The 12107-nt window shown below is 40.2% G+C and carries 7 protein-coding genes and 2 tRNA genes; all 9 read left to right on the top strand.

Annotation, left to right across the window (positions count from 1 at the left end):
• Positions 1–56: 56 nt before the first annotated feature.
• The 9 genes from JFC10_RS11210 (at position 57) to JFC10_RS11175 (ending at position 12099) form a co-directional block, all read left to right on the top strand.
• A complete protein-coding gene (locus JFC10_RS11210) occupies positions 57–1154 on the top strand; it encodes a formate dehydrogenase accessory sulfurtransferase FdhD (protein WP_198332870.1) in 1098 nt (365 codons plus the stop codon).
• A gap of 772 nt (positions 1155–1926) precedes the next feature.
• Positions 1927–3573 carry a sodium:solute symporter family protein gene (locus tag JFC10_RS11205; protein ID WP_198332926.1) on the top strand — a complete coding sequence of 549 codons (1647 nt, stop codon included), beginning with the start codon at positions 1927–1929 and terminating at the stop codon, positions 3571–3573.
• A gap of 109 nt (positions 3574–3682) precedes the next feature.
• Positions 3683–3817, top strand: coding sequence for a putative transporter small subunit (locus tag JFC10_RS14910; RefSeq protein WP_226914643.1), 135 nt, complete (start codon positions 3683–3685; stop codon positions 3815–3817).
• Between the two features lie 195 nt (positions 3818–4012).
• A tRNA-Cys gene (locus JFC10_RS11200) sits at positions 4013–4086 on the top strand.
• 123 nt (positions 4087–4209) lie between these two features.
• Positions 4210–4296: transfer RNA gene (locus tag JFC10_RS11195), tRNA-Leu, on the top strand.
• A gap of 164 nt (positions 4297–4460) precedes the next feature.
• Positions 4461–5819, top strand: coding sequence for a tyrosine-type recombinase/integrase (locus JFC10_RS11190; RefSeq protein ID WP_198332869.1), 1359 nt, complete (start codon positions 4461–4463; stop codon positions 5817–5819).
• 180 nt (positions 5820–5999) lie between these two features.
• Entirely contained in the window at positions 6000–9350 is a 3351-nt protein-coding gene (locus JFC10_RS11185; protein ID WP_198332868.1) for a helicase-related protein, read from the top strand.
• Positions 9347–10153: a DUF4391 domain-containing protein gene (locus tag JFC10_RS11180; RefSeq protein ID WP_198332867.1), complete on the top strand. Its 807-nt coding sequence runs from the start codon at positions 9347–9349 to the stop codon at positions 10151–10153. Before JFC10_RS11185 ends, JFC10_RS11180 begins: the two co-directional genes overlap by 4 nt.
• Before the next feature lie 56 nt (positions 10154–10209).
• Positions 10210–12099, top strand: a complete 1890-nt coding sequence (locus JFC10_RS11175; RefSeq protein ID WP_227685827.1) for a site-specific DNA-methyltransferase — start codon at positions 10210–10212, stop codon at positions 12097–12099.
• The last annotated feature ends 8 nt before the right edge of the window (positions 12100–12107 follow it).

Raw genomic sequence — 12107 nt, 5'->3', positions numbered from 1 at the left:
CTATATTTAAAAGGAACAATAACTTTGGCAATGACCATACGATATAACGAGGTATTATGATTACCCAAAGTGATACTGAAAGTGACGCAAAATATAGCGATCAATTCTTGGTAAATAGCCTAACAAATAAGACCTCAGAAACTCTAGAGTCATCTGCAACACCGCTTGCGCGTAATCACTGGGCGCAAAAGCATCATTATCCGTCAGATAAATATGACCATAACAATATTGCTGAGACCCATGCTGCTAAGACTAGTATTGCGCAGACCAATATTCATCAAATCAGTATTGAGTGTCAATCTGCTAGCTTAGCAGTGGAAGCTGCGGTTGCTATCGTTATCAATGGTATTCACTATGCAGTATTGATGGCAAGCCCTCACCAGTTAGAGTATTTAGCCGTCGGCTTTTTGTTTAGTGAGGGCTTAATTCAACATAGCCATGAGCTGCTGGATTGGGAAGTTACCCAACTGAATGATATTGCAGATTATCAAAAGTTCACGCAAGATTCATTTATGCAGGACTCGTTTATAAAGGATTCTACGAATGAAAGTCTTGAATTTTCAGCATTTGAACAAAGCTTGTCGTCACTGCAAGATTATGACATTTATGTGGTGGAGCTAGTACTAAACCAGCGTTGCCATCAGCGTATCCAAGCACAAAAACGTCAGCTAGCAGGGCGTACAGGTTGTGGTATGTGCGGCATCACTGGACTGACACAAGCGCTGCCTGACTTGAGTATATATCGTCAAAACAGGCAAAAAGCAGATACACCAAGCCTTGATTATCTATTAGCAATACGGCAGCAAGTCGATACTGCACAGCACACACATCAATTAACCGGTGCCGTACACGCCGCTGCGACGATGTACAATCAGCAGTTATATCTATTCGAAGATGTAGGACGCCATAATGCGCTTGATAAGCTGATCGGTTGGCAACTGCGCCAAAGGGTAGAGGTTAGCTGTGTGCTTATGACCTCACGTCTCTCAATAGAGCTGGTACAAAAATCCATTCGTGGTCGCATACCTTGGTTGGTTGGTATGTCTGCGCCTACTAGTACCGCGGTAAAGGTTGCTGAGCGTTATGGTTTAGGATTGGCAGGTTTTTTGCGTGATAACAGAGTCACTTACTATACAAATTATCCAGACCTCTAGCACTCTACGGCAACTTTTCTGTTAAGAGCAATCACCTACAACTGTTTAATGAAAACTTCAACCAAACATACATCATTGTGATTTAAAAAATAGTGACATAGCCATTGTTACTAACCCGAATGTATCCCCTCTAAAAGCCTATCTTCTAAAATCTCATTTGTTCGTTCTATACAACTCTCTCTATGTCCTCACTAAACCTTATCTAGCGAATATTGGATAAAGTTTGAGGTTGCCGACATAATAGGTTACTATTAGCGCGCAAATATGTTACATAGGCTTAACAAATATTTAATTTTATTTATTAATGTCTCTAAGTAACACATCAATCGCAATGGTTAAGTAGAAACCTCTTACCTATTGCTTATTACAGCTGATAAGGCTGTCTAAATCGAGTTCGGGTCATGCAATCATGGCTTAGTGCTTATTCGTAATTTTGCTATAGACGCTCATCATATGGGCCTTCTCTAGTACTCAGCTACCTTTGTGTATGCTTATTAATAGCATCATGGTTTATCCATTAACTGATGCCTATCGAGAGTAGCACCTGTCTTTTTGATTTAACACTATGTGAGTCATCAAACAGCGGCATGACACTTAGCACTTGCTTACCACTACAGTTGGAATTTTCGCTATTTATATTAGCCACATACATTCGCTCAGTATTAGGGTGATGTAGGCTGTGCTGTATTCCTAATGGTTTGGTATCTTTCGTTTCTACTGAACTTTATTTATCAACAAACAATTGCGAGGTCTGAGTTTGAAAACTGAGTCATTGTTCCAATTTTCATCATTAACTATTATTTTATTGTTATTAGCATTTTATGGTGGCACCTATCTACTCTCTTTATTGATTAAAAAGGATAAAGAAACGACTTCTGGTTTTATGGTCGCAGGTCACGGCGTGGGCTTCGGTATGGGTGCAGCCAGTATGACCGCCACTTGGATTTGGGCGGCATCATTTTATGCGGCTGCTACCTCTGGCTATAAATACGGAGTATCAGGTCCAATACATTATGGCTTTTGGGGTGCCTTGATGATTTTATTCATTTACCCTTTTGGTATGCGTTTTCGTGAATTGGCTCCAAATGGTCATACCTTAGGTGAACTTATCCACGCCCGCCACGGATCATCAAGCCAATTAATTTTAGCCATATCCAATATTATGGGCAGCTTAATTAGCTTGATGGTCAACTTTACTGCCGCGGGCGCCTTGGTTTCAGTCTTATCACCGTTATCGTTTCAAACAGGGGTAATGATCGCGGGTATTGGTGTGCTAAGTTATACCTTAACGTCAGGCTTTCGTGCCTCGGTCTTTACTGACTTTGCTCAATTGGTCGCCTTGATGGCGATTGGTGTTGTCATTATTCCAGCGGTACTGTTTTCCATGGGTGGCCCTTCAGTTATGGTCGACGGACTCTCTAACCTGACGTTAGAGCAGCAGGATTTCTTTTCCTCTGAAGCCTTCTTTCAGCAAGGTGCACCGTATTTTGTCGCGGTTCTAGCCTATGCTATTGGCAACCAAACCATTACCCAGCGCTTATTTGCGATTGATAAAACCAAGATTAAAGCGACCTTTATCACTGCCACAGTCGGCTACGCTGGTATTGTCATTGGGCTTGGTATGATTGGATTAATGGCGGTGACTATCGGCATCGAACCACTTGATGGCAATATGAATAACTTAATCCCGCAAATGGTCAGCACCTACTTACATCCTGTATTTATCGCACTATTTTTCATATTAGTAATTGGTTCATTATCATCGACCGCGGATTCAGATTTATCGGCGCTATCGACGATTATGATGGCCGATGTCTACGGTAAAAATATCGCTAAAGGTCGCGTCAAACCAAAAACCATGATGCTCGTTGGTCGTGGCACGATGATTATTGCCACAGCTGCTGGATTAATTTTTGCCAGCTTTAAGCTCGATATTTTAGTGATGCTGGTCTTCGTTGGCGCATTATGGGGCGCCATTGTCTTCCCTGTCATTGCTAGCGTCTTCTGGAATCGCGTAACCAATGTGGCATTTACCTCAGCTGTGATCGTCGGGCTTTTATTATTCTGCGTTGCCCGCTTTGAGCTAATACCCATTACTGGCTTCACCGCATTATTCTTTGAGATATTGGCCAGTGTTGGTGCGGCTGTGGTCATTGGTCTGATGGTTTTTGGTTTCTTAGGTCGTAAAATAGGTATGGTAGCTGCCGCTATCACGCTGATACTAATGTTAATCTTTGCTACTGGCTTCCTACGTCAATATATGGTCTTACTCGCCTCATTGACGGCTTACGGTGCCAGTACCATCGTCTGTGTAGTAGTCAGCCTCATGGGAGACGAGCACTTTGACTTTGACCTCATTAAACAGCGGGTTGGCGACTATGATGAAAATCCAAAAACCTCATCGCCAATCAAAATTTAAAGGATCTTAAATTAAAACTGTCTTATACGAATCATGGTGGGTCAGTCTGTAATAGCTCAATAAAACCGACCTACCATACACTGCGACAAAATACTATAAAGGAGATATTATGGATAACGTCTTTATCTATGGATTGTATATTTTAATTTGGCCAGCGATTACGCTTGGCGTGCTGATATTAATTTGTACCGCAACCTATCGCGATATCAAAAACGCACAACGCAATAATCAAGATATTGTTTAGCACATTACATCAGGTAATGTATTTTAACAAACCATCACTGAGTTTTAAGCTTGATAATGGCTCCACCTGACCTAATGATGCTTTAAATAATCGCTAACTTATGGTCAAATAGCAATAACTTAGCAGATAAGTGACATTTAGCTAAAAAATAACTTGTAATTTAAATTATTTTTGCTAATATAGGCATCCTTGATTGGCTGGGTGGCAGAGTGGTCATGCAGCGGACTGCAACTCCGTTAACGCCGGTTCGATTCCGACCTCAGCCTCCAATTATTTAGGTTAAAATTTTATTCATATTATATTAATTTTAGCTTGCTTTATTAATATAAATGCTTATAATAGCGACCACTATCTAACAAGTAGAAAGCTTACTTTTAGATTATACAAGTTTTGCCCGGGTGGTGAAATTGGTAGACACAAGGGATTTAAAATCCCTCGCTAGTAATAGCGTGCCGGTTCAAGTCCGGCTCCGGGTACCATTACATAGTCCTATACTATCTTATAGAGCAGCTAAAGCCCCTGATATCAGGGGCTTTGTTGTATCTGGCGTTCCATACTGTCCTATGAATCTATCCTAATCCATGCACTTTGAGTATACTGTCAAGTATACCGAGTTTTGAGTCTACTCATGGAGACCTAGTATATGGAAAGAAAAGCGATCAGTTCAGACCGAAGCATTAGCAGTCATAAACCTGAAGATAAGAAGTACTTCGTTGCTGTCAAAAATCATCCCAAACTCTTCTTAATGGTGCGTCCTACTGAAACCAAATCATGGATGTATCGCTATTACCCACCTTCAAACCCCAAACAAAGTATTATCTCCATCGGTATATATCCGAGTATCTCGTATGCTCGTGCCTGTGAAGTTTGGCGCGAATATGAAGACCTACTAAGCAAAGGTATTGACCCAAAACTTCATCGTGAAGAAATAAAACAAACTCTTATTAGTAAAAATAAACATTGTTTTAATCACTTTGCTTGGGAGTACTTCAATACTCTTGAACAAACTCAAAAAGGTAATACTTTAATTCGTAAGAAGGGTCGCTTGGAGCTTATATGCTCCTACATAGGTAATGAGCCCATTAGTGAAATTGGCTCACCTAGAATGCTTGAAGTGTTACTAGACATTCAAGCCAACTCATTAAACAAAGCTGGCAAGCCCACAGATAAGGCTGAGCGCTGTGCAGGTATCGCTAGTGATGTATTCGTCTATGCGGGTGCGCGTGGCTTTTGTAGCAGCAATCCTGCGGCATTAATTAAAAGCCAATTGGCTAAGTCTAGCTATGGTCATCGTCCTGCCATCACTAAGCCTAAAGATTTAGCTAAGCTACTACGTGATATCGAGACTATAGAAGGTGATCCAAACACTATCAACTCCCTTAGGCTATTAGCATTACTCTTTGTGCGTAATGGTGATCTACGCCGTATGCGCTGGGCTGACTTAGATCTAGAGGCTGGTAGGTGGCGGTTAAAGCCTTTAAAAGGCCAAGGCAAGGTAAACATGGTCAAGGACATGGTCGTGCCCCTACCTCGTCAAGCAGTAGCTATTTTACGCGCGCAGCAGCAAATCAATGGTCATACTAAGTTTGTCTTCTACAGTGAAACAGCAAAAAAGCATCAGATCATCTCTGATGCGACAGCGAATAAGCGTTTAAAAGATTTGGGCTACAAAGACATTCATTGTGCTCACGGCTTTAGAGCTACAGCGAAAACCATCTTACAGGAGCAATTAAAGTATCCTCTCGTGCTTGTTGAGATGGCTTTGGGACATACAACCAAAGATCCTAATGGCACGGCATATGGTCGATTTGAGTACATTGATGATCGTAGTGATATGATGCAGAAGTGGGCTGATTGTTTAGATGCTTTGCGAGAAGGCAGAGATACAGCAGAGTTTAGAGCGGATGCGCAAACCAAAGCTGACTCTACCGCGCAGCTGCAAGCATTGATTGATCAACTTGGAGAGGATAAAGTACTTGAGTTGCTTAGCAATAAAGTTTAAGACTAAAATTTGAAAGATTATTGAGCAATATACTATCTATTAAAAACTTAGTTTTGATAACAATTCTATTCAATTGATACCTAGAAACTGCCATGGTGATCTTGGAATAAGGTAGTCATATTTATAGTAACAATAATAGCTCTTGCTCTACCAATTCATCACCCAATTAAAAGCTGAATTATGAAACTTATAGACAACTTGAACCACAGATTTGGCGATGACATAAAGGAAAACCTGCATGCTGGCTCTAAGCTACAGATAGCCGCCTCATTTTTTTCTATTTATGCTTATGCTGCGTTAAAGCAAGAGCTTAAGAATATCGATGGGATGCAGTTTTTATTTACCTCTCCCACCTTTGTACCTAATGATGTCACTGATAAGTTCAAGAAAGAAAAGCGTGAGTTTATTATTCCTAAGTTTAATAGAGAGGACAGCCTATATGGTACTGAGTTTGAGATTCATCTCAGGAACAAACTGACTCAAAAAGCTATTGCTAAAGAATGTGCCGAATGGATACGTAAAAAAGCTGTTTTTAAGTCAAATACTACCAATTCACCCATGCAAGAGTTTGTATGCGTTAAAGACAATGCATCATTATTTACTTACATGCCTATCCAAGGCTTTACTCCTGTTGGACTTGGCTATGAAAAAGGCGACGCTGTCTCAAACATGGTTAATCGGTTTGATTCAGACTATGCGCTACCCTACCTGAATTTATTTAATCAAATATGGCAGGATCAGCAAAAAGTGACTGACATTACTGACGAGATTGTTCGCCATATTGAGTCGGTATATCAAGAGAATGATCCTGAGCGTATATACTTTCTAATACTCTATAATGTTTTTAAAGAGTTTCTTGAAGACCTAAATGAAGACGTTATGCCTAACGACCTAACAGGCTATCATGATACGTTGATTTGGCAAAAGCTTTATAACTTCCAAACTGATGCAGCCGTAGGCATTATCAATAAACTTGAAACCTATAACGGTTGTATCCTAGCTGACAGCGTTGGTTTAGGTAAGACGTTCACTGCACTTGCCGTAGTCAAATACTACGAGCTGCGCAATAAAAGTGTCTTGGTACTTTGTCCTAAAAAGCTTGGTGCCAACTGGACTAACTATAACGCCAATTTGACCACCAATATTTTTGCTAAAGATCGTTTCAATTACGATGTGCTTTTTCATACCGACCTATCTAGAAATAGCGGTGAAACCCTAGGGATAGACTTAGCGAAAATCAATTGGGGCAACTATGATTTAGTAGTTATTGATGAATCGCACAACTTTCGTAACCGCGAGAACTTCAAAGATAAGAAGACTCGCTATGATCGCTTGATGGAGCAAGTCATACAACAAGGTGTGAAAACTAAAGTACTGATGCTTTCAGCTACGCCAGTAAACAACCGCTTCAATGATTTGAAAAATCAGTTAGCATTAGCATACGAAGGAGATAGTAAGAATCTAGATGATAAGCTCGATACTAAGCGAGATATTGACACTATATTCCGAAATGCTCAGGCAAGTTTCAATAACTGGTCAAAACTGCCATTAGAGAATCGCACCACTAAAGCCATATTAGATATGCTCGATTTTGACTTTTTTAAACTATTAGATAGCGTCACTATTGCACGTTCACGTAAGCATATTCAGCGCTTCTATGATACTGAAGAAGTTGGACAATTCCCGACACGCTTAACGCCCCTTTCATATCGCTGTGCCATTACTGAAGACAATAGTATTGCCTTCAATCAGATTTACAAAGAGCTAGCCTCAATTAGAATGGTTGTGTATGCACCGCTCACGTATATATTTCCTAGCGCTTTAGAAAAATATGAAGACTTATATGATACTGAGGTTGAAGGTAAAGGACGCTTTAAACAACAAGATCGAGAAAAAAGCTTACAAGCCTTGATGACGGTCAACTTACTCAAACGTTTAGAGAGCTCTGTTCATGCGTTTCGTTTAACATTGCACAACTTAAAAAATCGCTTGGAGCAAGCCTTATCTAGCATCGCTGAGTATCAGGCTCGAAAAAGTAATGATCTATTATCTATAGATATTAGTACAGGATACGATGACGACGCCTATGATGAAGGGCTTGATGAGTCAGTTAATCCTAATGATTGGGTGGGTGGCAAGCTTAAGGTTCATCTTGATGACATGGATATATTAAAGTGGCACACAGATTTGGAGGCAGACTACGCTGTTGTCAGACGACTAATCGCCACTATTAGTACGGTCACGCCAGAGCGTGATCATAAGCTTCAACACCTCAAAAAACACCTTATCGATAAAATTAATAATCCTATAAACCCTGGCAACCAAAAAGTACTTATATTCACTGCTTTTGCGGATACTGCTAACTATTTATACGAGCATATAGCTCCAGAGCTATTGCATGATTTCAATTTACATACTGCTAAAATCACTGGTAGTGAAAATCATACTACCATTAAGAGTATGGTTGGCAGCCGCAAGGGCTACGACATGCAAGGGTTATTGACACTTTTCTCGCCTAGATCTAAACAGAAAGATGATATCTTTCCTGACGAAACTAGAGAGATAGATATCCTAATAGCTACCGACTGTATTTCTGAAGGGCAAAACTTACAAGACTGCGATTATCTTATCAATTATGATATTCACTGGAATCCTGTGCGCATCATTCAGCGCTTTGGGCGGATAGACCGAATTGGCTCTAGCAACGATAAAATTCAACTGGTGAACTATTGGCCTGATATCAGTCTAGATGAGTATATTAATCTGCGTGAGCGCGTCGAGAATCGAATGATTATCGTAGACATGGCTAGCACAGGCGATGATAACGTACTTAGCGCTAAAGCTAATGATATTGCTTACCGCCATGAACAGCTAAAACGTATGCAGACTGAAGTCCTAGATTTAGAAGACGCCAATACAGGCGTATCTATTACTGATTTAGGCCTCAACGACTTTCGAATGGACTTGCTTAGCTATATAGAAGCAAATCCTAACTTGAAGCGATTACCTAATGGACTACATGCCGTCGTTCCTGCCAATAACAGATTGGGACTACCTGCTGGCGTTATTTTTGCTCTGAAAGCACGCCAAACTTCTGAAGTTAATGGTCGTACAAACAATAAAACTGACGGTGAGAAAACAAACCAGCTCTACCCTTATTATCTCATGTATATTGATAACGATGGCAAAATCATAGCGGACTATACTCAAGCGAAGCATTTGCTTAGCTTGGCACGGCAGGCTTGCCGTGGTCAGCCTGAGCCCATATTAGAAGTATGTAAGACGTTTAATAAGCGCACCGCTGACGGTCAAGATATGAGTCACTATAGCTTACTACTAGACTTAGCTATAGAAGCCATTAAGGAAGTTAAAGCTGACAAAGATATCGATAGCCTATTCAGCGGCATGACGACTACCGCTTTAAAAAACGACATAAAAGAGCTCAATGACTTTGAACTTATTGGGTTTGTTGTGGTAGAAGAGCTAACTTCAAACAATGCTCAACATATAAGAACTGCTAGCGAATTATGATTTTATACCAATACCCTCAATCAGCTGCCGTTGATAGATCCATACCCAAAAACAAGCTCTATGAGCAAGGCGCTGCTAACAGTAAGCTTAAGCAAAAGTTTATCGATGAAGTGGCAAAAATCACTTGGGCATATAAGCTCTCTGCTGGCTCGCTAAATATTCAAACTGATACTCTGCTTCAAGAAGTGCAGATATTTAGAATTGTCGCTCGCACTGCTGATATAGACTTAAGCATTATCAAGTACATTGATAAGCTCATCCCTACTCCAGTTATTTTTGAAGTTGTCTATAACGATCGGATTAAGGTCATTGCTACTTATAAGCGGGTTAGCCAAGCAGACAAAACAAAGGTTGTACTCAACAAATATTATAGCTCACAATGGCTAGCTGATGATCAGCGCAAGCCTTTGCCACTGATACTTAATCTGACTGACCTATATACCCATCTAATTGAGCAGTTGCTGCCTGTTATTACTAATGATGCCGTGACTGACACGCTTACTGATACGCCAAAGCCACCTAGTCAACATATTAAGCCAGAGACCATTGAGGGTGACACGCCTTCTACTGAAGTGAGTAACGTTGCAAAAGCAGAGCTGAAGCCGACAGCTACCGTCTCTATAAGTACCAAAATGGGTATAGAAGATAAGCTCAAGCATGTGCAGCAAGTAGAGAGCCTGACCAAACAAGTTGAGCAACTGCAAAAAAAAGTCAATAAAGAACCTCAATTCAACCGCAAGGTAGAACTCAATATGCGCCTACATAAGCTAAAAAATGAGCTTAATCAGCTCATTAATAAATAACCCCTATAAATAATTGTCACACTTGAATCATCTTCAATAAATTTAGGAATACCTCGATGACCAACTCCGTTCAAGCAAACGAAAACAATAGCGACACTCTCAGTATGCACAGCCCTAATCTAGTTGATGTCAATGTACAAAAAATTATGGCGCTATTTCCTAACTGTATCACTGAGTCAGAGGATGAAAACGGTAAGTTAAAAAAAGCAGTAGATTTTGATTTATTACGTCAAGAGCTGTCACAGTCGTTGGTTGAGGGCGGGCAAGAACGCTATCGGTTAGACTGGCCCGGTAAGCGTCAGGCTATATTAGAAGCCAACTCACCTATTGCCAAAACCCTACGTCCAGCGCGGGATGAGAGCGTCAACTTTGATACAACTGAAAATCTATTTATAGAAGGCGATAACTTAGAGGCGTTAAAGCTATTGCAAGAAAGCTATCTCGGTCAGGTCAAAATGATCTATATTGACCCGCCCTATAACACGGGAAATGACTTTGTCTATGAAGATGACTTTAGCGAGGATACAACTGACTTTTTAGCGCGTTCAAAGCAACTCGATGAAGAAGGCAATCGTTTGATCACCAATACCGAAAGCAACGGTCGCTTTCATTCTGATTGGCTGACGATGATGTATAGTCGCTTAAAAATATCAAAAAACTTACTCAAAGATGATGGTGTATGTTTTATCAGCATCAATGATTATGAAGTCGATAATTTAATTAAGATTTGCAAAGAAGTTTATGGTGCTGACAATGTTGAATGTCTAATCTGGAATAAGGAAGCAGAGGGTTCATCGGGCACCCTAAAAAAGACGTTGAGATTTAGAGTAATACATGATTATATTTTAGTATGCTATAAAAACAAGACACAAGTATTTTTCGATAGAGTATCCGAACCACTAGAAGGTCGTGAGAATGAGTTTCAAACGGCTAACTTAGCTGTTAATGAGAGCAACATTAAAGAAGGTCATCCGAACTGGATGGAGTTGACCTCGCCTAATGGTAAAAAATGGTATAAACATTGGAAATTCAACAATGATGACATTGAAAAACTGTTAGAAGATGATTTAATTTACTGGGGCAGTGATGGAGATAGACAACCGCGCTTAATCATTCCCACAGATCATAGACGTAAAGTTTTCAGTCAATCGATTATTAATAAAGGTGGTACAACGCTAGGTCGTAAAGAATTTGAAAGTATAATGCCAGAGAATGTATTTTCTTTTCCAAAGTCCGTGAAGCTTTTAGAGCATCTAATAAATATTACAAATCCAAAAGATATAGTTATGGACTTCTTTGCTGGCTCTTCCACTACTGCCCATGCAGTAATGAAAGTAAACGCTGAACAACAAAGTAATTATAAATTCATTATGGTTCAGCTTGATGAGGTTATTGATCCAAACAAACAAAAAGAGGCTTATCAGTTCTGTATAGATAATAACTTTAAAACTAATATTTCTGAAGTATCCAAAGAACGCATCCGCCGAGCAGGCAAGAAAATCGTAGAAGATAACCAAGATAAAGACGGTATCGAAAACCTCGATATCGGCTTTCGCGTACTTAAAATCGACAGCACCAATATGAAGGATGTGTACTACACACCTGACAGCTATGACCAAGCTACCTTAGCCAATCTTGAGTCGCATATCAAAGAAGACCGCTCAGGTGAAGACTTATTATTCCAAGTCATGCTCGATTGGGGCTTGCCGTTATCACTGCCTATCGAAGTCAAGAGTATCCAAGGCGTTAGCGTTTACTACGTAGGGATCAACAGCTTAGTAGCATGCTTTGATACCTTAAGCACTGAACTGATCGATGAAATCGCCAGAGATCAGCCGCTAAAATTTGTCTCAAGCGAATTGGCAATCGCTCAAGATCAAGACAAAACCAATATTAAAGCACGTTTTGCTCAACTGTCACCTGATACGCAAGTGAAATTCATCTAAGGAGCTCA

Source organism: Psychrobacter aquimaris (assembly GCF_016107525.1).
Classification (GTDB): domain Bacteria; phylum Pseudomonadota; class Gammaproteobacteria; order Pseudomonadales; family Moraxellaceae; genus Psychrobacter; species Psychrobacter aquimaris.
Note: the sequence above shows the minus strand (reverse complement) of the source record. Positions and strands in the feature narration are given on the sequence as shown.